The organism is Kitasatospora sp. NPDC087861, from assembly GCF_044742585.1.
Taxonomy (GTDB): Bacteria; Actinomycetota; Actinomycetes; order Streptomycetales; family Streptomycetaceae; genus Kitasatospora.
In genome coordinates, this window is record NZ_JBIUUS010000014.1 from 188275 (window position 1) to 210561 (window position 22287).

Genomic DNA, 22287 nt, shown 5'->3' on the forward strand with positions numbered 1-22287 from the left:
CACACCCGAGGGCCGCTGACCAGAGTTCTTCTGGTCGGCGGCCCTCGGGCTTTCCCGTCCCCCCGTCCGCACCCTCCAGGAGCCCCTCGTGCAGTTGTCCGTCGACCCCGCCGCCGCCACTCCCCCGTACGAGCAGATCCGGGCCCAGATCGCCGAGCGGGCCCGCTCCGGCGAGCTGCCGACCGGGCTGCGGCTGCCCACCGTCCGGGCCCTGGCCGAGGAACTGGGACTGGCCGCGGGGACGGTCGCCCGGGCCTACCGGGAGCTGGAGGCGGACGGCGTGGTGGAGACCCACGGCCGGCGCGGCACCCTGATCGCCGCCACCGGCGACACCGCGCACCGGCTGGCCGCCGCGGCCGCCACCGAGTACGCCGAGCGGGCGACCCGGCTCGGGCTCTCGCACGCGGACGCGCTGGCCGCGGTGGACACCGCCCTGCGGCTGGCCTACGTGGGGGCCTGAGGAGGCCTGCACGGGCCTGCCACGGGGGCTCAGACCTCCGGGCGGATCATCCCGGCGGCGTGGGCCTGGGAGGCCGGACCGGTGGTGCTGAGGGGCTGTCCCAGGGCGCTGTGCTTGACCCAGTCCGTCCAGGAGACGTTCCAGTCCCCGAAGCCGTTGCCGAACGGCTCCATGGTGGCGCCGTGGCTGTTCACCACCGTCACCAGGTCCCCCACCCTGGTGTTCCGGTAGAACCACTTGGCGTCGTCGGTGCTCATGCCGGTACACCCGTGGCTGACGTTCGCCACGCCCTGCGAGCTCACCGACCAGGGCGCCGCGTGGACGTACTCGCCGCTCCAGGTCACCCGGGTGGCCCACTCCACGTCGAGGTCGTAGGCCTCCGAGCTGCCGGCCGCTATCCCGATCGTCTCGCCGTTCATCCGGACGGAGCGCTCCTGGCCGAGCACCACCTTGACGCCGTTGCGGGTGTCGAAGCCGGGCTTGCCGGTGGTCACCGGGATGCGTCGGACCCTCTTGCCGTCGCGGAGCAGGGTGAGCTCGTGGGTGGCCGCGTCGACCACCGACTCGACCCGGTCGCCGATCCGCAGGCTCAGCGCGCTGCGGTCGCCGCCGTAGAGGCCGTCCGCGATCCGGCTGCCGGTGCCGTCGAAGGCCAGCGAGACGGTGGCCCCGGACGGCCAGTACTCCTCCGGGCGGAAGTGCAGGTTCTTGTCGTCCACCCAGTACCAGGCGCCGGTGACGGCGGGTTGGGAGGCGACGGTCAGGGTGTGCTCGACCTCCTGGCGGGCCTGGGGGTCCTTCACCGCCTCGGACAGCTGCACGGTGAGCGGCTGGCCGACGCCGTAGACGCCACTGCCGGAGGAGTCCGGTCCCAGCTTCGCGGTCAGCAGCCGCTGCGCGGCGAGGGTGCTGAAGCCCGCGGTGGTGTCCCCGCGGCCGCCCTTGCCGTTGTCGGCGGCGATCCGCACCGAGTAGGCGGTGCCGGCCTTCAGCCGGCCGGTGGTCTGCCAGCTGTGCTGGTCCTCGGCGAGCTGTCCGGCCACCACCCTGCCGTCCGGGCCGACCACGGTGACGTCGGTGAGCCGGCTGCCGGGCACCGAGGTCACCGTGACCGGCCGGGAGGGATCGACCTTGCCCACGGCCGAGAGATGGACGAGCGGGGCCGCGTCGATCCGGTGGGGACCGGTCGCCTCGTCGCCGCCGAACGAGCAGGCGGCCAGTGGGGCCAGCACTGCGAGGGTCAGCGAGATGCCGCCGATACCTGCGATTCCGCGCCTGTCGGCCATGACCGCCTCCGAGGGTTCGCATGATTGATCAGATCGTAGGAACGGCATGGGGCGAAGCGACATCCGAGCGACCATCCGTTCACCCGGGCGAGTGAAGCGGTCACCCTGGGGAAGCAACAGGGCCGGTCCCCCCGTGCGGGGGGACCGGCCCTGTCGTCGACGGTGGAACCAGGGAACCTACTGGTTCTGGTTCTCACCCCGGTAGAACTCGAAGACCCAGCCGAAGAGGCCGATCAGGATGATCGGGATCGACCAGAACAGCAGCCACCAGCCGAAGATCACACCGAGGAACGCCAGCGAGCCACCGATCGCCAGGGAGAGCGGCTGCCAGCTGTGCGGGGCGAAGAAGCCCAGCTCGCCGGAGTCGTCCGCGACCTCGGCCTCGGGGTTGTCACCCGCGCCGCTGTCCACCCGGCGGGCGGTGAAGGCGAGGTAGTACCCGATGAAGGCGCAGAGCGAGAAGGCGAGGAAGAGCGCGGTGGTGCCGGCCGCCTCGATCCCGTGGTCCGAGTGGTTGGTCCACAGGCCGTAGGTGATGGCCATGGCGAGGACGAAGACCGCCAGGCCGAGGAAGATCTTTCCCTGTTCCCTCATCAGGCGTCGCCCTCCTTCTTACCCTTGTCCAGCTTCGGGGCGTCGTACTTCGCCGGGGTCACACCGGCGAGGTGCTTGGCCGGCTCACCGTGGTTCTCCAGGTAGTCCAGCGCGGCGATCTCCGGGTGGTGGAGGTCGAAGGCCGGGGATTCGGAGCGGATCCGGGGCAGGGTGAGGAAGTTGTGCCGCGGCGGCGGGCAGGAGGTCGCCCACTCCAGCGAGCGGCCGTAGCCCCACGGGTCGTCGACCTCGATCTTCTCGCCGTACTTGGCGGTCTTCCACACGTTGTAGAGGAACGGCAGCATCGAGGCGCCGAGCACGAACGAACCGATGGTCGAGACGGTGTTCAGCGTGGTGAAGCCGTCCGAGGCCAGGTAGTCGGCGTAGCGGCGGGGCATGCCCTCCGCACCGAGCCAGTGCTGGACCAGGAAGGTGGTGTGGAAGCCGAAGAACAGCGTCCAGAAGGTGATCTTGCCGAGGCGCTCGTCCAGCATCTTGCCGGTCATCTTCGGCCACCAGAAGTGGAAGCCGGCGAACATCGCGAAGACGACGGTGCCGAAGACCACGTAGTGGAAGTGGGCGACGACGAAGTACGAGTCCGAGACGTGGAAGTCGATCGGCGGGGAGGCCAGCAGAACACCGGTCAGACCACCGAACAGGAAGGTGACCAGGAAGCCGACCGTCCAGAGCATCGGCGTCTCGAAGCTCAGCGAGCCCTTCCACATGGTGCCGACCCAGTTGAAGAACTTCACACCGGTCGGGACCGCGATCAGGAAGGTCATGAAGGAGAAGAACGGCAGCAGCACCTGGCCGGTGACGTACATGTGGTGCGCCCACACCGTCACGGACAGACCGGCGATCGCGATGGTGGCCGCGATCAGACCGGAGTAGCCGAACATCGGCTTGCGGCTGAAGACCGGGATGATCTCCGAGACGATGCCGAAGAACGGCAGCGCGATGATGTACACCTCGGGGTGGCCGAAGAACCAGAAGAGGTGTTGCCACAACATCGCCCCGCCGTTGGCGGGATCGAATACGTGGGCCCCGAATTTACGGTCCGCCTCCAGGGCGAACAGCGCGGCGGCCAGGACCGGGAAGGCCAGCAGGACCAGCACGGCGGTCAGCAGGACGTTCCAGACGAAGATCGACATCCGGAACATCGTCATGCCGGGGGCGCGCATGCAGATGATCGTGGTGATGAAGTTGACCGCACCGAGGATCGTGCCGAAGCCGGAGAAGGCCAGACCCATGATCCACATGTCGGCGCCGACGCCCGGCGAGCGGACCGCGTCCGACAGCGGGGAGTAGGCGAACCAGCCGAAGTTGGCGGCACCGTTCGGGGTGAGGAAGCCCGCCACCGCGATGGTCGAGCCGAAGAGGTACAGCCAGTACGCGAACATGTTCAGACGCGGGAACGCCACATCCGGGGCGCCGATCTGCAGCGGCATGATCCAGTTCGCGAAGCCGGCGAACAGCGGCGTCGCGAACATCAGCAGCATGATCGTGCCGTGCATCGTGAACGCCTGGTTGAACTGCTCGTTCGACAGGATCTGGGTCCCGGGACGAGCCAGCTCGGCGCGCATGACCAGGGCGAGGATGCCACCGATCAGGAAGAAGGCGAACGACGTGCCCAGGTACAGGGTGCCGATCGTCTTGTGGTCGGTGGTGGTCAGCCACTTGATGATGGTCGAACCCGGCTTGCGGGTCCGCTGCGCCCCGACCGTGACGGCCCCGGCGCCCCCGCCGGCCGCGGCGGGCTCGTTGAGGATGGTCACTTCTCTTCACTTCCCATGGTCGTGATGCCGGAGGGCACCGCGCCGGTCTGGCCCTTGGCCCGGAGGTCCGCCAGGTGCTTGTCGTAGTCGGCGCGGTCGACGACCTTGACGTTGAACAGCATGCGCGAGTGGTCGACGCCACAGAGCTCCGCACACTTGCCCATGTACTCGCCCTTGACGGTGGGGGTGACCTCGAACTTGTTCACCACGCCCGGCACGACGTCCATCTTCATCATGAAGTTGACGGGCCAGAAGTCGTGGATGACGTCACGCGAGGTCAGACGGAACTGAACCGTCTCGTTGACCGGCAGCCAGAGCGTCGGAGCGTCCTTGGGCGTACCGACGTCGTACGCGGCGTCCTTGTTGGCCGGGTCGGGGTTCTCGGTGTTCTCGTAGTTGAACGCCCAGCTCCACTGGAAGCCGACCACGTTGACCGTGTGCTGCGGCTTCTCGGAGACGGCGATCAGCTTCGACTCGTCGCGGGCGACGAAGTAGAAGAGCACCGACACGATGATGATGGGGACCGCGGTGTAGAGCGCCTCGATGGGCACGTTGTACCGGGTCTGCGGAGGGACCTCCACACCGGTGCGGCTGCGCCGGTGGAAGATCACGCTCCAGATGATCAGACCCCACATCAGTACGCCGACCACCAGCGCCGCGATCCAGGAACCCTGCCACATCTGGAGGACCATCGGCCCTTCCTTGGTGACGGGGCTCGGGAGGCCAAGCCTGGGCAGGTCGTTGGCCGAGCAGCCGGTGGCGGTCGCGATGACGAGGCCCAGTGCCAGCGCCTGAGGCAGCTTCCGCCGCATCGTGCGCCGCGGCGAGCGGTCGGAGCCGTTGGGACTCACGTAGCGCCTTCCCGAAGTCTCGCCCGCCTTCGCGTCGCCCCGCGGAGGATTGTGAGCCTCCCCGGCGACCCGTCCACGGGCACGGTTTGAATGCTTATGCGGGCCAAACCCTACTCCAGCCTTATGCGCTCCTGACGGGCAGCCCCCGGTAACGCGCCGCCCGGTCGCCCGATCAGGCCCGGCAGGGGCTGCGTCGCAGGTCATCGTAGGCATTCGAGGTCCTTACGCCCGATCGGGGGATGACGTCGAACAACGCGGGTGACGGTCCGTCGGACGAGGACGAAGCGGACATTCGGGGTGATCGACTGACGGCCGGTAAGCGACGTCATCGGACCGGAAGGCCTCCCGGTGTGCCGTTAAATGTGACCGTGTACTTCGACGCGGCTTCGACGGCCCCTCTGCACCCCGTCGCACGGCAGGCACTGATCGCCGCCCTGGACGAGGGCTGGGCCGACCCGGCCCGGCTGTACCGCTCCGGCCGGCAGGCCCGGATGCTGCTGGACGCCGCCCGCGAGACGGTGGCCGAGGCCCTGGGCGCCCGGGCCGACGAGATCGCCTTCACCGCGAGCGGGACGCAGGCGGTACAGCTCGGCATGCAGGGCGCGCTGACCGGCCACCGGCGGCGCGGCGGGCACCTGGTGCACTCCGCGGTGGAGCACTCCAGCGTGCTGCACGTCGCCGAAGGGCACGAGGTCGGCGGCGGCACCGTCTCGGTGGCGCCGGTGGACCGCGCCGGACGGGTCGACCCGGAGGCCTTCGCCGCGCTGCTGCGCGCGGACACCGCACTGGCCGTCCTGCAGAGCGCCAACCACGAGGTGGGGACGGTCCAGCCGGTCGGCGAGGTCGCCGGGCACTGCCGCGAGGCCGGCGTCCCGCTGCTGGTCGACGCGGCGCAGAGCGTCGGGCGGGTGGACGTCCCGGCCGGCTGGTCGCTGCTGACCGCCAGCGCGCACAAGTGGGGCGGGCCGCCCGGGGTCGGGGTGCTGGCGGTGCGCAAGGGCGTCCGGTACGTCTCGCCGCTGCCGGCCGACGAACGCGAGGGCGGACGGGTGCCCGGCTACGTCAACGTCCCGGCCATCGTGGCCGCGGCCGCCTCGCTGCGGGCCGTCCGGGCCGAGGCCGAGCGGGAGAACGCCCGGCTGCACGCGCTGGTGGAGCGGATCCGGGCCCGGGTGCCGCAGCTGGTGCCCGAGGTCGAGGTGGTCGGCGACCCGGTGCGGCGGCTGCCGCACATCGTCACCTTCTCCTGCCTGTACGTGGACGGCGAGGTGCTGCTCACCGAGCTGGACCGGGCGGGCTTCGCGGTCTCCTCCGGCTCCTCCTGCACCTCCTCCACCCTGACGCCGAGCCATGTGCTGGCCGCGATGGGGGTGCTCACGGAGGGGAACGTCCGGGTCTCGCTGCCCGCCGGGACGGCCGAGGCGGACGTCGAGCGCTTCCTCACCGTGCTGCCGGAGCTGGTCGCGGGCGTGCGGGCGCCGCTCGGGCTGGACCTGCCGGCGCCGCGGGTGCGGACGCGGACCCTCGTCATCGACGCCCTGGGCAAGCGGTGTCCGCTGCCGGTGATCGAGCTGGCGAAGCGGATCGGCGAGGTGCCGGAGGGCGGTACGGTCGCCGTGCTGTCGGACGACGAGGCGGCCCGGTTGGACATCCCGGCCTGGTGCGAGATGCGCGGGCAGGAGTACGCGGGCGAGGCCCCGGCCGCCGACTACGGCGGCGACCGGGGCACGGCCTACCTGGTCGTCCGGCGGACTACTTGACCAGGTGCGCGCGGACGTCCGCGGCGGCCTCGGCGCCGTAGGCGTCCTCGAAGCGCTTCAGGAAGGCGGACGGGCGCAGCTCGTACTCCTGGGTGCCGACGGTCTCGATCACCAGGGTGGCGAGCATGCAGCCGAGCTGGGCGGAGCGCTCCAGGTCCAGCTGCCAGGACAGGCCGACCAGGAAGCCGGCCCGGAAGGCGTCGCCGACGCCGGTCGGGTCGACCTTCGCCTCCTCGGCGGCGCAGCCGACCAGGATCGGCGCCTCGCCCTTGCGCTCGATCCGCACGCCCTTGCTGCCCAGGGTGGTGATCCGGGTGCCGACCCGGGTGAGGAGCTCCTCGGCGCCCCAGCCGGTCTTGCTCTCGATCAGCGCGGCCTCGTACTCGTTGGTGAAGAGGTACGCGGCGCCGTCGACGATCTCCCGGATGTCGTCGCCCTCCAGGCGGGCCAGCTGCTGGGAGGGGTCGGCGGCGAAGGCGTAGCCGCGGGTGCGGCACTCCTGGGTGTGCCGGACCATGCCCTGCGGGTCGTCGGCGCCGATCAGGACGAGGTCGAGGCCGCCGACGCGGTCGGCGATCGGCTTGAGCTCGATGTTGCGGGCCTCCGCCATGGCACCGGTGTAGAACGAGGCGATCTGGTTGTGGTCCTCGTCCGTGGTGCACATGAAGCGGGCCGTGTGCCGGGTCTCGGAGATGTGGACGGAGGTGCAGTCCACGTTGTTGCGCTCCAGCCAGCTGCGGTACTCGGCGAAGTCCGCGCCGGCCGCGCCGACCAGGATCGGGCGGAGTCCGAGCACGCCCATGCCGAACGCGATGTTCGGCGCGACCCCGCCGCGGCGGATGTCCAGGGTGTCGACCAGGAAGGACAGCGACACGGTGTGCAGCTGCTCGGCGACGAGCTGGTCGGCGAACCGACCGGGGAACGTCATCAGGTGGTCGGTGGCGATCGAGCCGGCGACGGCGATACGCACGGAAGGTCTCCTCAAGATGGCTACAGGGCCAGCGGGCATGCACGGGTGAACCCACTCACGGTACCGGGCCCTGGGCGGGCGGCAGCAAGACCGCCGCAATCGGCCATCTCTGCGGGCGGTGGTGGCACCCGCCGCCGTCGAACGTGTACTACCTCCGGGTAGCACTGGTGGGCGGGCCGAGCCCCGGCCTAGGGTCGGCAGTAGGGCCCCTGCCTGACCAGGTCCGGGCCCCGTCGTCGACCGTGGCAGTGCGGCCACGGCCCTGGATCGGAGCGATGCCCGATGATGCCCAACCACCCCCCGCTGACCGCCCTCCGGGACGGGGCGGACGGCGAAACCCTCGACGCGCTGGTGAGTTCGTCCCGGCGACTGCGCCGTTTCTGGCCACTGCTGGCGTCCGGCCCGGAGCCGACCGCGCCCGCCCGGGAGGGGTTCCGGGTGCCGTCCCGTGCGCAGCGGCTGGTGGCCGGGATGGCCGAGTACGGCAACTGACCCGGCGCCCGGCCCGGCCACGGGGCAGGGTCGGGGGCTGGGTGGAACCGGATCCGTCCGGGTCACGTCACATCCGCGCGGAGCGGCCGAGCGGGCGGCGCCGCTGAGCCCTCGGGAGGATGTACAGATGGATCTGGAGACGATGCCCCGGCGCGGTCGGCGGGTGACGGCCCTGGCGGGTCTGGTGCTGGCGGCGGCGGTCACGGTGGCCGGGTGCAACGGGGACGGCAAGACCTCCTCGGACTCGGCGGCGGCCGGCGCGGCCTCGACCACGACCTCGGCCGGCCCGACGGCGTCCCCGCAGGCCCCGGCGGACTCCGCCACCCCGCCCTCGGACCCGGCGTCCGCACCGGCGGCGAGCCCGTCGACCGGCTCCTCCCCCGGCTCGGCCGCGCCGGCCCCGGCGCAGCCGTCGGCGACCACCTCGCCGGGCACTCCCCCGGGGATCGCGGTCGGCGAGCCCGACCCGGCCGGGACGGGGGCGCGGCCGGCGGTCTCCTACCGGGTGGACGGCAGCAACCGGCTGACCGTCTACTTCTTCGGCGGGGTCTGCCAGCAGTACGCGCTGAAGGCGGACGAGTCGCACCCCGGCCGGGTGGACGTGCGGATCGTGGTCGCGGCGCCGATGCCGCCCGGGCAGGTCTGCAACGCGCTGGCCAAGCGGCAGACGGTGTCCGCCGATCTGCGCTCGCCGCTGACGGGGCGGACGGTGACCGACCAGTCGAGCGGCCAGAACGTGCCGCTGGAGGCCGACCCGCACATGGGCCCGGACCCGGTCACGCCGGACGTCGCCGGGCAGTAGGGCTTGTCTGACAATTCGCGTCGCATCAGCGCGCGGCGGGAATTGTCAGACAAGCCCGAGGGCGGGGCACGGTGAAACGCGAAGGCGGCCCCGGGGAGATCCCCGGGGCCGCCTTCGCGGTGCGGCCCGACTGAGCGGTACCGCTTAGCTGAACGAGTCGCCGCAGGCGCAGGAGCCGGTGGCGTTCGGGTTGTCGATCGTGAAGCCCTGCTTCTCGATGGTGTCGACGAAGTCGACGGTGGCGCCGCCCAGGTACGGGGCGCTCATCCGGTCGGTGACGACCTTGACACCGTTGAAGTCCTTGATCACGTCGCCGTCGAGCGAGCGCTCGTCGAAGAACAGCTGGTAACGCAGGCCGGAGCAGCCACCGGGCTGGACGGCCACGCGGAGCGCGAGATCGTCACGGCCTTCCTGCTCCAGCAGGCCCTTGACCTTGGCCGCGGCGGCATCGGTAAGGAGGATGCCACTTTCGACAGTGGTCTCGTCCTGGACGGTCATCTGCTTTCTCCCGGTCTTGGCGACGGTCTGCCGTCAGTGCCAACCACCGGCCGTCCGGATTCATTTCCCGGACGGAGGTTGTTTCGTCGGCCTGTCGACGGCGGAATTTCCGTGGGCCGGGTGTGCCACCCGCGTCCCCTACGCTCCCCATGCTCGCACAACCCGGGAGGACGGGTCACCGCCCGAGCCGCGGAATCCGGGGGAACCGGCCCCGGGCCGGGTCGGCGGACGCCAGGATGGTGGCCATGATCCTGCGCCAGGTCAGGGACACCGCCGCCGACGCGGAGGCCGTCCAGGAGCTCTCCCTCGCCGCGTCCGCCGACCCGGCCCGCCCCGGGCCGGCCGCCGTGCCGACCCCGCTGCAGCCGGCCCGGGTCAGACACCTGGCGCGCACCGACCCGGCGGGCTGCTGGCTCGCGGAGAGCGACGGGGAACCGGTCGGTGCGGTGCTGTCGATGCGCCGGGAGGGCCTGTGGACGCCCTCGCTGTTCGCGGTCCGGCCGCAGGCGCAGGGCAAGGGCGTCGGGCGGCTGCTGCTGGAACGGGCGGCAGCGCATTCACGGGGCTGCCTGCGCGGGATGGTCTGTGTGTCGGCCTCCCCGGCGGCGGCCCGCCGCTACCGGCTGGCCGGGTTCACCCTGCACCCGGCGATGCGGCTGACCGGGCGGGTGGACCGGGCCGGGCTGCTCGATCCCGGGGACATCCCGGTGCACCGGGGCAGCGCCACCCACCGGCACCTGCTGGACTCGGTGGACCGGCGGCTGCGCGGCTCCGCGCACGGCCCGGACCACGAGCTGATGCTGGGCCACTTCGAGGAGTTGCTGATCGCCGACGCGCTGGCCGGCAGCGGCTACTGCTACCGGGACGGCGGGGAGGTCAAGCTGCTGGCGGCCACCACCAAGCGGATCGCCGCCCGGCTGCTGCGCGAGGCGCTGGCCCGGGTGCCGGACGGGGTCGAGGCGCGGGTGGAGTTCCTGACCGCCGAGCAGGAGTGGGCGCTGGACGTCGGCCTGGAGGTGGGGCTGACCCCGCGCAGCGGGGGCTTCGTCGGGCTGCGCGGGATGCGGCCGCCGGCGCCGTACCTGCCGAGCGGCGCCTTCCTGTAGGCGGTCGGCCGGTGGGCCGTGCGGCCGGTGAACGCCGGGACCCCCGCCGTGGTGCCCGGCGGGGGTCCTGCGCAGGAGCGTCGGCTCAGGCCATGGTGTCCAGGATCTCCCGGACCATCTCCATCGTCGTGCCCGGGTGCAGGAAGGCGAAGCGGGCGACCGTCTCGCCGTCCCAGCCGGTGGGGGTGACGAAGCCGATCTGGTCCGCGAGCAGCTGCTTCGACCAGCGGTAGTAGTCCTCGCCGGTCCAGCCCTTGCGCTTGAAGCAGACGGCCGAGAGCTGCGGGTCGAGCAGCAGCTCCAGGTGGTCGGCGTCGCGGATGAGCCGGGCGGTGTCCTGGGCCAGCTTGAGGCCGGCCTCGATGGCGTCGGTGTACGCCTGGGTGCCGTGGACGGCGAGGGAGAACCAGAGCGGCAGGCCGCGGGCGCGGCGGGTGAGGTGGTAGGCGTAGTCGGTGGGGTTCCACTCGTCGCCCTCGGTGTGCAGGACGTCGAGGTAGGAGGCGTCCTGGGTGTGCACGGCGCGGGCGAGCTGCGGGTTGCGGTAGAGCAGCGCGGCGCAGTCGAAGGGGGCGAACAGCCACTTGTGCGGGTCGACGACGAAGGAGTCGGCGTGCTCGATGCCGTTGTAGCGCTCGCGCACCGAGGGGGCGAACAGGCCCGCGCCACCGTAGGCGCCGTCGACGTGGAACCACAGGTCGCGCTCGCGGGCGACCTCGGCCAGGCCCTGGAGGTCGTCGATGATGCCCTCGTTGGTCGTCCCGGCCGTGCCCACCACCGCGATGACGGTCTCCGGGTGGGGGTCGGCGGCCAGCGCGGCGCGCAGCGCCTCGCCGGTGAACTGCCGGTTCACGGTGGGGACCGTGAAGGCCTCGACGCCGATGATGTTGAAGGTGTTCTTGACCGAGGAGTGGACCTGGTCGGCGACGGCTATGCGCAGCCGCGCCTCCGGGCCGACGCCCAGCCTGCGGCGGGCGGTGTCGCGGGCGACGACGAGGGCGGAGAGGTTGCCCGCGGAGCCGCCGGAGACGAAGGTGCCGCCGGCCGAGGCGGGCAGGCCGGCGCGGTCGGCGATCAGCCGCAGCACCTGGTTCTCGGCGGCGATCGCGCCGGCCGCCTCCAGCCAGGAGATGCCCTGCAGGGACGCGCAGGAGACCACCATGTCGAAGAGCAGCGCGGCCTTGGTCGGGGCGCACGGGATGAACGACAGGTAGCGCGGGCTGTCGGCGGAGATCACCGCGCGGGACAGCTCGTGGTCGTAGAGCTTGAGCACGTCGACGGGGCTGTTGCCGTCCGGGTTCAGCAGGCCGGCCAGCTGGGCGCGCAGGTGCTCGCCGTCACCGGGGTGGTCGAGCGGGACGGGGTCGTACTGCAGCCGCTCCCGCATGTAGTCGAATACCAGGTCGACCAGTTCGTTGTCGGGCCGGTGCATGCGGTCGGGGGCTGCGGACACGGCTGTCCCTCTCGGCTGTGGGGTGTCGGGGGATGCCTGGTCGGCGGGACGGTTCACCGCGTCGACCGGACGTGATCAGCGTAGGCAGCGGGAGGGGTCCGCCGCGCGTCGGAACGCGGCTGGTCAGGCAGGTTTCGGGCGTCTTCGACCCGGTCCGCGCAGGATTCCTGCGCACCCGTGAAAGGGGGCCGAACGGGTCAGCCGATGAGCTGGGAGAGGACGACCGAGGAGCGGCTGCGCTGGACGCCGGGCTCGCGCCGGATGCGCTCGATGACGGCCTCCAGGTGGCGCATGTCGGCGGCGCGCAGGTGGACCAGGGCGTCCGGGTCGCCGGTGACCGTCCAGGCGGCGACCACCTCGGGGAACTGGCGCAGGCTGGCGAGGATCTCCTCGGGGGCGGTCCGCTCGCGGCAGTAGACCTCGACGAAGGCCTCGGTCTGCCAGCCGAGCACCGACGGGTCGAGCACCACGGTGAAGCCGCGCACCACGCCGCGGGCCCGCAGCCGGTCGATCCGGCGACGCACGGCGGTGGCGGAGAGGTTCACCTGCACGCCGATCTCGGCGTACGAGGCGCGGCCGTCGCTGCCGAGCCGGGCGAGCAGGAGCCGGTCGGTCTCGTCCAGGTCGGCCCCGACCACCTCGTGCGCTCGGCTGCTGGTCATCGGTGCGGGGCTCCACGGGTCGTACGGGTCGGCGGCGGCCTCGGCCGGAGGGGGGTGCGGCCACTGCCGAAACGGTTCGCCAACCATTCTGGCGGATGTCAGCAGCGAGTTCACCGCTGGCAGATGACCGCCGCGGGTCCGTTTCCGGTCCACTGCCGGTCGACGCGGGCCCGGCGCCCGGCCGGACCCGGACGCGCCGCCACGGCCCCGGCCGCACCCGGGCCCGGCCGGATATCGATTCGGCCACGCCCGGAAGCATCCGATTCGGCGAGCGGTTCTCGTCACATCGACAGGATGGCCATCGTCACTCTGACGCTAACCGGTTATCATAGATAGCGTCAGATAGACGAAAAGGCTTCACCGCTTGATCGGCCGCACAGAAGGGCACCCGCCCGTGACCACCACCATCACCGAGACCTACGGCGTCGACCCCACTCCGACGCCGCTCGCTCTGCTGCTGCTCGGCCGCGAGGCCGACCCGAACAGCGAGCGCGGCGTCGAATGCCCCGGTGACCTCCCCCCGGCCTCCGACCCGAACCTCGTCGAGCGAGCCCGGGCGGCCAAGGCCGCGCTCGGCGACCGCGTCTTCATCCTCGGGCACCACTACCAGCGCGACGAGGTGATCGAGTTCGCCGACGTCACCGGCGACTCCTTCAAGCTCGCGCGCGACGCGGCGGCCCGCCCGGAGGCCGAGTACATCGTCTTCTGCGGCGTGCACTTCATGGCCGAGTCCGCCGACATCCTCACCGGCGACGCCCAGCAGGTCGTCCTCCCCGACCTCGCGGCCGGCTGCTCGATGGCCGACATGGCCACCGCCGAGCAGGTCGCCGAGTGCTGGGACGTGCTGACCGACGCCGGCATAGCCGACGTGACCGTCCCGGTCTCGTACATGAACTCCTCCGCCGACATCAAGGCCTTCACCGGCAAGCACGGCGGCACCATCTGCACCTCCTCCAACGCCAAGCGCGCCCTGGAGTGGGCGTTCGAGCAGGGCCAGAAGGTCCTCTTCCTGCCCGACCAGCACCTCGGCCGCAACACCGCGGTGCGCGACATGGGCCTCTCGCTGGACGACTGCGTCCTGTACAACCCGCACAAGCCGAACGGCGGCCTGACCGCCGAGCAGCTGCGGGACGCCAAGATGATCCTGTGGCGCGGCCACTGCTCGGTGCACGGCCGGTTCAGCCTGGACTCGGTGAACGACGTGCGCGAGCGGATCCCCGGCGTCACCGTGCTGGTGCACCCCGAGTGCAAGCACGAGGTCGTCTCGGCCGCCGACATGGTGGGCTCGACCGAGTACATCATCAAGGCGCTGGACGCCGCCGAGCCCGGCTCCAAGTGGGCCATCGGCACCGAGCTGAACCTGGTCCGCCGCCTCGCCAAGGCCCACCCGGACAAGGAGATCGTCTTCCTGGACCGGGCGGTCTGCTTCTGCTCCACCATGAACCGGATCGACCTGCCGCACCTCGTCTGGGCGCTGGAGTCGCTGGTCGAGGGCCGGGTGCCGAACGTGATCACCGTCGACCCGGAGACCGAGAAGTACGCCAAGGCCGCGCTGGACCGGATGCTGGCCCTGCCGTAGTCCGACCCGGATCCCGGGACACGACGAAAGGGCGGGCCCCCTCCGGTGGGAGGGGGCCCGCCCTTTCGTCTGGCACCGACCGCGGCGGCTACTCGGGGTAGCCCGGGATCACACCCTCGCCATCGGCCATCAACAGCTCGCGGACCTCTTCGATCGTCGCCTCGGAGCTCGGCAGGATCAGCTCGGACGGCTCCAGCGAATCCAGCGGCACCGGGGTGCCGAACTGCTTCACCGCGTCCAGCAGCTTGCCGTAGGCCCGACGGAAGCGCTCCTCGTCCCCCGACTCCACTGCGGTGACGAGCTCGGCATCGAGCTCGTTGAGCAGGTTCAGGTGGCTTTCGCCGACCTCGAACTGCCCCTCACCCATGACCCTCATGATCATGCCGTGCGTCTCCTGGTTCCGTGGGGTGGAGCTCAGATCACTTGTTGTAGTTGATGCGCGGGGTGTCCTGCTGCGGGTGGGCCTCCGGCTGCTGCGGCTTGCCCTGCTCGATCGCGGCCGGACCGGCGGACGGGCCCGACAGCTCGGCCTTCATCCGGGCCAGCTCCAGCTCGACGTCGGTACCGCCGGCCACCCGCTCCAGCTCGGCCTCGATGTCGTCCTTGCGGCCGAGACCGCTCGCGTCGTCGAGCGCGCCGGAAGCCAGCAGCTCGTCGATCGCGCCGGCCCGGGCCTGCATCTGGGCCGTCTTGTCCTCGGCCCGCTGGATGGCCAGGCCGACGTCGCCCATCTCCTCCGAGATGCCGGAGAAGGACTCGGCGATGCGGGTCTGCGCCTGAGCGGCCGTGTAGGTGGCCTTGATGGTCTCCTTCTTGGTCCGGAAGGCGTCCACCTTCGCCTGCAGTCGCTGGGAGGCGAGCGTGAGCTTCTCCTCCTCGCCCTGCAGGGCCTGGTACTGCGTCTCCAGGTCGGTGATCTGGGATTGCATGTTGGCCCGGCGGGTCAGCGCCTCGCGCGCGAGGTCCTCACGGCCCAGGGACAGCGCCTTGCGGCCCTGGTCCTCGTACTTCGCCGACTGCTGCTGGAGCTGGGTCAGCTGGAGTTCCAGGCGCTTGCGCGAGGTCGCGACGTCCGCGACGCCACGCCGTACCTTCTGCAGCAGTTCGAGCTGCTTCTGGTAGGAGTAGTCGAGCGTCTCTCGGGGATCCTCCGCCCGATCCAAGGCTTTGTTCGCCTTGGAGCGGAAGATCAGCCCCATACGCTTCATGATTCCGTCGCTCATGGGCCTCGGGTGCCCCCTTCTCCGGCCTGCGGTCTCTATCTCGTTACCAGACACGACGAGTGTATGTGCAGCGAGCCCGTCGCCGCAGTGCACCTGCCTGCTACAAGACTGCTACAGCGACGAGCGGCAGTTCCTCATCCCCCGGGTGGATCCGCCTCTCATCCCCCCCATAGTCCATCCGATTGATCCCCTACGGGAAGAGCCCGGGAGACCCCATCGGACGCCGACCTCCCGGATCGATATGCGTTTGGGTCCCGGGCGACCCCGAGAAGTCGACCCGCACCCCGTACGCTGGTGGTGTGTTCCGACGCCGTTCAGATGATGCCGCCGCCTCCGCCACCGTGCTGGAGAAGCAGGACGAGACGACCCAGCGCCACCCCCAGGCCAAGAAGGGCCGGCCAACGCCCAAGCGCAGTGAGGCCGAGACCAACCGGCGCAACCGGGTGACGGTGCCCAAGGACCGCAAGGAGGCCGCCCGCCAGGCCCGCGAGCGGATGCGCTCCGAGCGCGAGAAGCAGCGCACCGCGCTGCTGGAGGGCGACGAGCGCCACCTGCCGGTCCGTGACAAGGGCCCGGTGCGCAAGTTCGCCCGCGACTACATGGACTCCCGCTGGTCGCTCGCCGAGTTCTTCCTGCCGGCCGCCGTGGTCATCCTGGTGCTGAGCATCATCAAGGTGCCGGCCATCCAGCTGCTGTCCACGCTGCTGTTCCTGCTCTTCTTCGTGCTGGTGATCCTGGACTTCGTCCGCCTCGGCTTCGGTCTGCGCAAGCAGCTCGCCGAGCGCTTCGCCGGCCAGAACACCCGCGGCACGGTCGCCTACGGCCTGATGCGCATCCTGCAGATGCGCCGGCTGCGACTGCCCAAGCCGCAGGTGCGGCGCGGGGAGAAGCCCTGACCGCCGAACCGGTGGACTCCGGCTGGGCCCCGCCGTCCTGGGAGGGGCCCGGCCTGTACGCGCTGCCGGGGCAGGGGGACGGCGGCCACGACCGGATCGGCCAGGAGCGCCGGCTGCCCTCGCGCAGCGGCTCCTTCGCCGGCGGCACCGGTGCCTGGCTGGACCGGCTCGGCGGACTGCGCAACTTCGTCCGCCAGGAGCTGGTCTCCCGGCAGCTCGCCGAGCAGCTGGCCGGCCGCACCGCGCAGCGTGTCCTCGACATCGGCTGCGGCCAGGGCACCCAGGCGCTGCGCCTGGCCCGGGCCGGCCACTACGTCACCGGCATCGACTCCGACCCGGTCGCGCTCGGCGTCGCCCAGGGGGCGCTCGCCGAGGAGCCGCCGGAGGTCCGCGGCCGGATGCAGCTGCTCAGCGGCGACGCGCACCAGTGCGGGCGCTGGTTCGGCCCGCGCAGCTTCGACGTGGTGCTCTGCCACGGCGTGCTGATGTACCTGCCCGACCCGGACCCGATGATCGCCTCGCTGGCCCGGCTGCTGGCACCCGGCGGGCTGCTCTCGCTGCTGGTCCGCAACCGTGACGCGCTCGCCCTGCGGCCCGCCGCCGCCGGGGACTGGCGGGCCGCCCTGCACGCCTTCGAGAGCGACCGGTACTACAACCGACTCGGCCTGGCCGCCCGCGCCGACCGCCTCGCCGACCTCTGCGTCACGCTCACCGAGGTGTCGGTGCCGCTGAAGCACTGGTACGGCGTGCGGATCTTCACCGACAACGCGCCCGACGACGCGACCCCGCCGGTGGACGGGCGGCAGCTGGCCCAGCTGCTGGAGGCGGAGGACCGGGCCGGCCGCACCGACCCGTACCGGCAGGTCGCCGCGCTGCTGCACGTGATCGGCACCAAGTAGCGGCCCCGAGGCGGCGGTTACGCCTCGTGCAGGCTCATCGAGTAGACCACCCGGTCGTCGTCCAGCAGGACCGCCGTGTCGACTCCGTCCTCGGCGAGCTGCTTCCAGGACTCCCCGATCCAGGTCTCGGCGTCCCCCTGGCCGGCGAACTCCTCCTGGCCGCCGTTCGGCGCCACCACGGTGCCGTCCGCCTTCTCGTACCGCCACGTCCAGACCATGCCCGGCTCCTCCCACCGACGACGCTGCCTGTGTGCTGCGCACCTTAGCCTGCCCGGCCCGATCTTCCGTATGCCTGGGCGGACGGTCCGGATGGCCGGTCGGGCAGGATGGGCGCATGGCGACCCACCCCCCGCTCCCCCGCACGCTGCTGCTCGGCGGCGCCCGCTCCGGCAAGTCCACCCGGGCCGAGCAGCTGCTCGCCGACCGCCCGGACGTCCTGTACGTCGCCACCGGCGGCACCCGGGACGGCGACACCGAGTGGGCCCAGCGGGTCGCGCTGCACCGCGAGCGGCGGCCGGCGAGCTGGCGCACCGCCGAGACCTGCGACCTGGAGGCCGTGCTGGCCGACCCGGCCGACCCGGCGCCGGTGCTGATCGACTGCCTGGCGCTGTGGCTGACCGCCGTGCTGGACGAGTGCGGCGCCTGGGACGACGCGGTCTGGGCGGACGGCGGTGAGGCCGCCGTCCAGCGGCGCTGCGAGGCCCTGGCGCGGGCCTGGGCGGCCACCGGGCGGACGGTCGTCGCGGTCAGCAACGAGGTCGGGATGGGCGTCGTCCCGGCGACCCCGGCCGGTCGGCGCTTCCGCGACACCCTGGGCCGGCTCAACATGGCCGTGGCGGACGCCTCGGAACGTGTGCTGCTGGTGGTGGCCGGGCAGGTTCTGACGGTCAAGCCAGCCGCGGCCTGAACATCCGCGGCGTGTAGCCTTCCGGACGATGGACACGACCGTGGATCTCGATACGTTCTCCTCGCTCGTCGAGCGCCCCGACGAAAGCGCCCGACGGGCCGCCGAGGAACGCTGGCAGGAGGCCGAGCGGCCGCGCGGCGGGCTCGGCAAGCTGGAGGAGCTGGGCAGCTGGCTCTCGTCCGTGCAGGGGCGCTCCCCCGTACGGCCGGTGTCGGCCCCCAAGGTGTTGCTGTTCGCCGCCGACCACGGCGTGGCAGCGCTCGGGGTGTCCCGGCTGCCCGCCAAGGGCGGCACCGCCGCACGGGTACGCGCGGTGCTGGACGGCACCGCACCGATCGCCCGGCTGGCCCGGCGCTACGGCGCCGAGGTGCGGGTGGTCGACGTCGCGGTGGACACCGACCCCGCCGACTTCCCGGACGAGGTGGTCACCCACCGGATCCGGCGCGGCTCCGGCCGGATCGACGTCGAGGACGCGCTCACCCCCGAGGAGACCGCACGGGCCTTCCGGGCCGGCATGGCCGTCGCCGACGAGGAGGCCGACGCCGGCACCGACCTGGTGCTCCTCGGCGACCTCGGCGTCGGCTCGACCACCGTCGCCGCCGTCCTGGTCGGCGCGCTGTGCGGAACGGACGCGGCCGCCGTCACCGGGCGCGGCTCGGGCGTCGACGACCGGGTGTGGATGGTCAAGTGCGCGACCATCCGGGACTCCCTGCGGCGGGCCCGGCCGGTCCTCGGCGACCAGTTGGCGCTGCTCGGCGCCACCGGCGGGGCCGACTTCGCGGCGATCACCGGTTTCCTGCTGCAGGCCGCGGTGCGACGACTGCCGGTGGTGCTGGACGGCGTCGTCTCGGCGGCCTGCGCGCTGGTCGCGCAGCGGATCGCCTTCCGGGCGCCGGAGTGGTGGCGGGCCGGGCAGTCCAGCGGCGAGCCCGCCCAGGCGAAGGCGTACGACCGGCTCACCCTGACGCCGCTGCAGGACCAGGGGATCACCATGGGCGAGGGCGTCGGCGCGCTGCTGGCCCTGCCGCTGCTCCAGGCCGCGGGCGACGCGCTCGCGGACGAGGCGCCGCAGCCGTACGTGCCGTCGGCACCGAAGGAGCAGCCGAAGCTGCCGTCGGCGGCGGACCTGCTGCGAAGGCTGTAGACGCAAGGTCATGGGCGCCCCGTCCGGGGTGCCGGGGGCTCGCCCCGGCACATCGGGCGGGGCGCTTCCGGTTGAAGGGAAACACGTCGTGCAGGGCGCCAGTTGGGCCGAGGGGCTCCGGTTCGGGTTCGGGACGCTGTCCGTGCTGCGGGTCCGGGTGGAACGGTGGGACCGGGCGGCGGCGGCGCGGGCGATGACGGCGGCCCCGGTGGTGGGGCTGGTGCTCGGGGCGGCGGCGGCCGGGGCCGGGGCGCTGGTGGCGTGGCGGGCGGGCGGACTGCTCGGGGCGGTGGCGGCGGCGGGGGTGCTGGCCGCCCTCACCCGGGGACTGCACCTGGACGGCCTGGCGGACGTGGCCGACGGCCTGGGCAGCGGGAAACCGGCCGAGGACGCGCTGCGCATCATGAAGCAGTCCGACATCGGGCCGTTCGGCGTCCTGACCCTCGCGCTCGTGCTGCTGGCCCAGATCGCCGCTCTGGCCGGGCAGTTCGCGGAGTCGACGACGCGCGGGGCGCTCGCGGTGCTGGCCTCGGCGGTGGCCGCGCGGTGCGCGCTCGCCTGGGGCTGCCTGCGGTCGGTGCCGGCCGCCCGGCCGGGCGGTCTCGGCGCGATGGTGGCGGGCACCGTCCCGCCCGCCGGGGCGGTCGCGGGGACGGCCGCCGCGGCGCTCGCGCTGGCCGCATTCGGATCGTTTGACGGATCGTCATTCCTTCGCCTCCCGGCCGCCGTTGTGCTCGGCGTCGGCTGCGCCCAGCTGCTGCTGCGGCGCTGCGTACGGCGGTTCGGCGGAATCACCGGGGACGTGCTCGGCGCGATGGCGGAGACCGCCGCGACCGGCGCACTGTTCGCCCTGGCGTTGCTCGGCTGACACCGGGCGGAGCGTGATCCCAGCATGCGGACTACCATGCGGGGAGCACCGCAGCCCTGCACCGTGGCAGGTCCTGCCCGCCCGGCGCGACCGAGGAGCCGGGGCCTCTGGTGTGCGTGGCCGCGACGCGCGGGTGCGCGCGCCAGGGGGCCCGGACCCGGGGCGCGTCGGGCGGACCGGCCTGCGACGCCGGGCTGCGCCGGTGCGGCAGCCTCGCCGCAACCGGCCGTGGACCGCGAAAGAACAGGACGCATTACGTGACTGCATTGTCTGTGAGCACCTCCTCCGCCGCCTCGCTGCGTGCGGACGCCCTGGTGGTCGGTGTCGCCAAGGGCCCCAAGGGCATCGCGCTGGCCCCCGGCGCCGAGGCCGTCAACGAGGCGTTCGAGGGCAAGCTGACCGAGGTCCTCAACACCCTGGGCGCGACCGGCGCCGAGGGCGAGGCCGTCAAGGTGCCCTCCCCCGCCGGCCTGAAGGCCGCGTTCGTGCTCGCGGTCGGCCTCGGTGAGGCCGCCGAGGCCGGCTACCAGCTGGAGGCGCTGCGCCGCGCCGCTGGTGTCGCCGCCCGCACCCTGGCCGGCGCCAAGAAGGCCGCGCTGGCGCTGCCGACCGAGTCCGCGGACGAGGTCGAGGCGGTCGCGCTGGGCGGCCTGCTCGGCGCGTACGCCTTCGGCACGTACAAGGGCGACGGCAACGGCAAGGAGCCGGTCGGCGAGCTGGTCGTGCTGGCCCCCCGCAAGGGCAGCAAGGACGCCAAGGCCGCCGTGGAGCGCGCCGCCGCGATCGGCGAGGAGATGAACCGGGCCCGTGACCTGGTCAACACCGCGCCGAACGACCTGAACCCGAAGAGCTTCGCCGCGATCGCCCAGGCGGCCGGCAAGGAGCACGGCCTCAAGGTCGAGGTGCTGGACGAGAAGGCGCTGGCCAAGGGCGGCTTCGGCGGCCTGCTGGGCGTCGGCAACGGCTCGGCCAACCCGCCGCGGCTGGTGAAGGTGGCCTACACCCACCCGAAGGCGAAGGCCACGCTGGCGTTCGTCGGCAAGGGCATCACCTACGACTCGGGCGGCATCTCGCTGAAGCCGGCCGGCCACAACGAGACCATGAAGTGCGACATGGCCGGCGCCGCCGCCGTGTTCGCCGCCGTGGTGGCCGCCAAGCGCCTGGGCCTGGCCGTCAACGTGACCGGCTGGCTGGCGCTGGCCGAGAACATGCCGTCCGGCACCGCCACCCGCCCGGGTGACGTGCTGCGGATGTACGGCGGCAAGACCGTCGAGGTGCTGAACACCGACGCCGAGGGCCGCCTGGTGCTGGCCGACGCGATCGTGCGCGCCGGCGAGGAGAACCCGGACGTCATCGTCGACGTGGCGACCCTGACCGGCGCCATGGTGCTGGCCCTGGGCAACCGCACCTTCGGTGTGATGTCCAACAACGACGAGCTGCGCGACACCCTGCACACCGTCGCGGGCGAGGTGGGCGAACAGTCCTGGCCGATGCCGCTGCCGGCCGAGCTGCGCAAGGGCATGACCGAGTCGACCATCGCCGACCTGGCCAACATGGGCGAGCGGATGGGCGGCGGCCTGGTGGCCGGCCTGTTCCTGAAGGAGTTCGTGGCCGAGGGCATCGACTGGGCGCACCTGGACATCGCCGGCCCGGCCTTCCACGAGAGCGCGCCGTTCGGCTACACCCCGAAGGGCGGCACCGCGAGCGCGGTGCGCACCCTGGTCCGTTACGCCGAGCAGACCGCGGCCAACGGCAAGGCCTGATCAGGCACCCTCCCCGACGGGGGCCCGGCGCGTGTGCGCCGGGCCCCCGTCGGCGTTCCGGCACCGGTTCGGTTACCTGCGGGTAGGCCGGGACGTCGCCCCGCACCTCTGTTCGCTGCGGGCGAAACTTTGTTCCACACTGCGGAAGAGCCAGCCCGACGGGGCCGCCCCGACGCCCATCCGGCGGCTGTCAACCCCGCGTTGAGCTGCGATGATGCCCTTCCGTCGGGGGTGTTCCCGCCCTGGTGACCACTCTGCGGGACACCCCTGGGGTGGACCCGGACATCAGCCACCGCGAA

Annotated in this window: 23 protein-coding genes; 12 read left to right on the forward strand and 11 right to left on the reverse strand. The window is 72.3% G+C overall.

What is annotated here, in order from left to right:
• Positions 1–88 precede the first annotated feature (88 nt).
• Entirely contained in the window at positions 89–460 is a 372-nt protein-coding gene (locus ACIOJE_RS21280) for a GntR family transcriptional regulator (protein ID WP_400777859.1), read from the forward strand.
• A gap of 29 nt (positions 461–489) precedes the next feature.
• On the opposite strand, the gene ACIOJE_RS21285 is transcribed toward ACIOJE_RS21280, so the two are convergent.
• From ACIOJE_RS21285 to coxB, 4 genes are all read right to left on the reverse strand, one after another.
• On the reverse strand, positions 490–1746 hold the full coding sequence (locus tag ACIOJE_RS21285; RefSeq protein ID WP_400777861.1) for an Ig-like domain-containing protein: 1257 nt from the start codon (positions 1744–1746) through the stop codon (positions 490–492).
• A 177-nt stretch (positions 1747–1923) separates the two neighbouring features.
• Positions 1924–2340 (reverse strand): cytochrome c oxidase subunit 4, encoded by a 417-nt coding sequence (locus ACIOJE_RS21290; protein ID WP_280674593.1) that lies wholly within the window; start codon positions 2338–2340, stop codon positions 1924–1926.
• The gene (gene ctaD, locus ACIOJE_RS21295; protein WP_400777863.1) at positions 2340–4115 is read right to left on the reverse strand and encodes a cytochrome c oxidase subunit I; all 1776 of its coding nucleotides are present in this window, start codon (positions 4113–4115) and stop codon (positions 2340–2342) included. Before ctaD ends, ACIOJE_RS21290 begins: the two co-directional genes overlap by 1 nt.
• Positions 4112–4966 carry a cytochrome c oxidase subunit II gene (gene coxB / locus ACIOJE_RS21300; RefSeq protein WP_400777865.1) on the reverse strand — a complete coding sequence of 285 codons (855 nt, stop codon included), beginning with the start codon at positions 4964–4966 and terminating at the stop codon, positions 4112–4114. The genes ctaD and coxB overlap by 4 nt, the downstream gene beginning before the upstream one ends.
• A 368-nt stretch (positions 4967–5334) precedes the next feature.
• On the opposite strand from coxB, the gene ACIOJE_RS21305 reads away from it, so the two are divergent.
• Positions 5335–6726 (forward strand): cysteine desulfurase/sulfurtransferase TusA family protein, encoded by a 1392-nt coding sequence (locus ACIOJE_RS21305; RefSeq protein ID WP_280674597.1) that lies wholly within the window; start codon positions 5335–5337, stop codon positions 6724–6726.
• Here the strand turns inward: ACIOJE_RS21305 and ACIOJE_RS21310 are convergent.
• Entirely contained in the window at positions 6719–7696 is a 978-nt protein-coding gene (locus ACIOJE_RS21310; RefSeq protein ID WP_280674599.1) for a carbohydrate kinase family protein, read from the reverse strand. The two genes, ACIOJE_RS21305 and ACIOJE_RS21310, sit on opposite strands and share 8 nt — an antisense overlap.
• A 282-nt stretch (positions 7697–7978) precedes the next feature.
• Here ACIOJE_RS21310 and ACIOJE_RS21315 point away from each other — a divergent pair, with 282 nt between their 5' ends.
• Positions 7979–8188 (forward strand): hypothetical protein, encoded by a 210-nt coding sequence (locus ACIOJE_RS21315; RefSeq protein WP_280674601.1) that lies wholly within the window; start codon positions 7979–7981, stop codon positions 8186–8188.
• Between the two features lie 127 nt (positions 8189–8315).
• Entirely contained in the window at positions 8316–8990 is a 675-nt protein-coding gene (locus ACIOJE_RS21320) for a hypothetical protein (RefSeq protein WP_400777868.1), read from the forward strand.
• A gap of 144 nt (positions 8991–9134) precedes the next feature.
• On the opposite strand, the gene erpA is transcribed toward ACIOJE_RS21320, so the two are convergent.
• Positions 9135–9488 (reverse strand): iron-sulfur cluster insertion protein ErpA, encoded by a 354-nt coding sequence (gene erpA, locus ACIOJE_RS21325; RefSeq protein ID WP_280674605.1) that lies wholly within the window; start codon positions 9486–9488, stop codon positions 9135–9137.
• Between the two features lie 245 nt (positions 9489–9733).
• Between erpA and ACIOJE_RS21330 the strand changes: the two genes are divergently transcribed.
• On the forward strand, positions 9734–10594 hold the full coding sequence (locus ACIOJE_RS21330; protein WP_400777870.1) for a GNAT family N-acetyltransferase: 861 nt from the start codon (positions 9734–9736) through the stop codon (positions 10592–10594).
• 85 nt (positions 10595–10679) lie between these two features.
• On the opposite strand, the gene ACIOJE_RS21335 is transcribed toward ACIOJE_RS21330, so the two are convergent.
• Both ACIOJE_RS21335 and ACIOJE_RS21340 read right to left on the reverse strand, forming a co-directional pair.
• Positions 10680–12047: a pyridoxal phosphate-dependent decarboxylase family protein gene (locus tag ACIOJE_RS21335; protein WP_400777872.1), complete on the reverse strand. Its 1368-nt coding sequence runs from the start codon at positions 12045–12047 to the stop codon at positions 10680–10682.
• 197 nt (positions 12048–12244) lie between these two features.
• Complete coding sequence (locus ACIOJE_RS21340) at positions 12245–12709, reverse strand: Lrp/AsnC family transcriptional regulator (RefSeq protein ID WP_280674611.1); 465 nt, start codon at positions 12707–12709, stop codon at positions 12245–12247.
• A gap of 394 nt (positions 12710–13103) precedes the next feature.
• Here ACIOJE_RS21340 and nadA point away from each other — a divergent pair, with 394 nt between their 5' ends.
• On the forward strand, positions 13104–14288 hold the full coding sequence (gene nadA, locus ACIOJE_RS21345) for a quinolinate synthase NadA (protein WP_280674613.1): 1185 nt from the start codon (positions 13104–13106) through the stop codon (positions 14286–14288).
• Positions 14289–14376: 88 nt separating this feature from the next.
• On the opposite strand, the gene ACIOJE_RS21350 is transcribed toward nadA, so the two are convergent.
• Both ACIOJE_RS21350 and ACIOJE_RS21355 read right to left on the reverse strand, forming a co-directional pair.
• On the reverse strand, positions 14377–14670 hold the full coding sequence (locus tag ACIOJE_RS21350) for a hypothetical protein (RefSeq protein WP_280674615.1): 294 nt from the start codon (positions 14668–14670) through the stop codon (positions 14377–14379).
• Positions 14671–14707: 37 nt separating this feature from the next.
• A complete protein-coding gene (locus tag ACIOJE_RS21355; RefSeq protein ID WP_280674617.1) occupies positions 14708–15511 on the reverse strand; it encodes a PspA/IM30 family protein in 804 nt (267 codons plus the stop codon).
• 299 nt (positions 15512–15810) lie between these two features.
• On the opposite strand from ACIOJE_RS21355, the gene ACIOJE_RS21360 reads away from it, so the two are divergent.
• Both ACIOJE_RS21360 and ACIOJE_RS21365 read left to right on the forward strand, forming a co-directional pair.
• The gene (locus tag ACIOJE_RS21360; protein ID WP_400777874.1) at positions 15811–16407 is read left to right on the forward strand and encodes a DUF3043 domain-containing protein; all 597 of its coding nucleotides are present in this window, start codon (positions 15811–15813) and stop codon (positions 16405–16407) included.
• A gap of 158 nt (positions 16408–16565) precedes the next feature.
• Entirely contained in the window at positions 16566–17306 is a 741-nt protein-coding gene (locus ACIOJE_RS21365) for a class I SAM-dependent methyltransferase (protein WP_280674830.1), read from the forward strand.
• A gap of 17 nt (positions 17307–17323) precedes the next feature.
• Here the strand turns inward: ACIOJE_RS21365 and ACIOJE_RS21370 are convergent, their stop codons facing one another.
• A complete protein-coding gene (locus ACIOJE_RS21370; RefSeq protein ID WP_280674622.1) occupies positions 17324–17524 on the reverse strand; it encodes a hypothetical protein in 201 nt (66 codons plus the stop codon).
• Positions 17525–17640: 116 nt separating this feature from the next.
• Between ACIOJE_RS21370 and cobU the strand changes: the two genes are divergently transcribed.
• The 4 genes from cobU to ACIOJE_RS21390 all read left to right on the forward strand — a co-directional run bounded on the left by cobU (position 17641) and on the right by ACIOJE_RS21390 (position 21988).
• Entirely contained in the window at positions 17641–18213 is a 573-nt protein-coding gene (gene cobU, locus ACIOJE_RS21375) for a bifunctional adenosylcobinamide kinase/adenosylcobinamide-phosphate guanylyltransferase (protein WP_400777876.1), read from the forward strand.
• 28 nt (positions 18214–18241) lie between these two features.
• On the forward strand, positions 18242–19357 hold the full coding sequence (locus ACIOJE_RS21380; RefSeq protein WP_400777878.1) for a nicotinate-nucleotide--dimethylbenzimidazole phosphoribosyltransferase: 1116 nt from the start codon (positions 18242–18244) through the stop codon (positions 19355–19357).
• An 88-nt stretch (positions 19358–19445) separates the two neighbouring features.
• On the forward strand, positions 19446–20225 hold the full coding sequence (locus ACIOJE_RS21385) for an adenosylcobinamide-GDP ribazoletransferase (protein ID WP_280674626.1): 780 nt from the start codon (positions 19446–19448) through the stop codon (positions 20223–20225).
• Between the two features lie 257 nt (positions 20226–20482).
• The gene (locus ACIOJE_RS21390; protein ID WP_280674628.1) at positions 20483–21988 is read left to right on the forward strand and encodes a leucyl aminopeptidase; all 1506 of its coding nucleotides are present in this window, start codon (positions 20483–20485) and stop codon (positions 21986–21988) included.
• Positions 21989–22287: the final 299 nt, after the last annotated feature.

Bases quoted from the DNA above. Each gene is read 5' to 3' on its own strand.
- ACIOJE_RS21285 (WP_400777861.1), bottom strand. From the start codon at position 1,746: ATGGCCGACAGGCGCGGAATCGCAGGTATCGGCGGCATCTCGCTGACC.
- ACIOJE_RS21290 (WP_280674593.1), bottom strand. From the start codon at position 2,340: ATGAGGGAACAGGGAAAGATCTTCCTCGGCCTGGCGGTCTTCGTCCTC.
- ACIOJE_RS21315 (WP_280674601.1), top strand. From the start codon at position 7,979: ATGATGCCCAACCACCCCCCGCTGACCGCCCTCCGGGACGGGGCGGAC.
- ACIOJE_RS21320 (WP_400777868.1), top strand. From the start codon at position 8,316: ATGGATCTGGAGACGATGCCCCGGCGCGGTCGGCGGGTGACGGCCCTG.
- erpA (WP_280674605.1), bottom strand. From the start codon at position 9,488: ATGACCGTCCAGGACGAGACCACTGTCGAAAGTGGCATCCTCCTTACC.
- ACIOJE_RS21330 (WP_400777870.1), top strand. From the start codon at position 9,734: ATGATCCTGCGCCAGGTCAGGGACACCGCCGCCGACGCGGAGGCCGTC.
- ACIOJE_RS21340 (WP_280674611.1), bottom strand. From the start codon at position 12,709: ATGACCAGCAGCCGAGCGCACGAGGTGGTCGGGGCCGACCTGGACGAG.
- ACIOJE_RS21350 (WP_280674615.1), bottom strand. From the start codon at position 14,670: ATGATCATGAGGGTCATGGGTGAGGGGCAGTTCGAGGTCGGCGAAAGC.
- ACIOJE_RS21355 (WP_280674617.1), bottom strand. From the start codon at position 15,511: ATGAGCGACGGAATCATGAAGCGTATGGGGCTGATCTTCCGCTCCAAG.
- ACIOJE_RS21370 (WP_280674622.1), bottom strand. From the start codon at position 17,524: ATGGTCTGGACGTGGCGGTACGAGAAGGCGGACGGCACCGTGGTGGCG.
- cobU (WP_400777876.1), top strand. From the start codon at position 17,641: ATGGCGACCCACCCCCCGCTCCCCCGCACGCTGCTGCTCGGCGGCGCC.
- ACIOJE_RS21380 (WP_400777878.1), top strand. From the start codon at position 18,242: ATGGACACGACCGTGGATCTCGATACGTTCTCCTCGCTCGTCGAGCGC.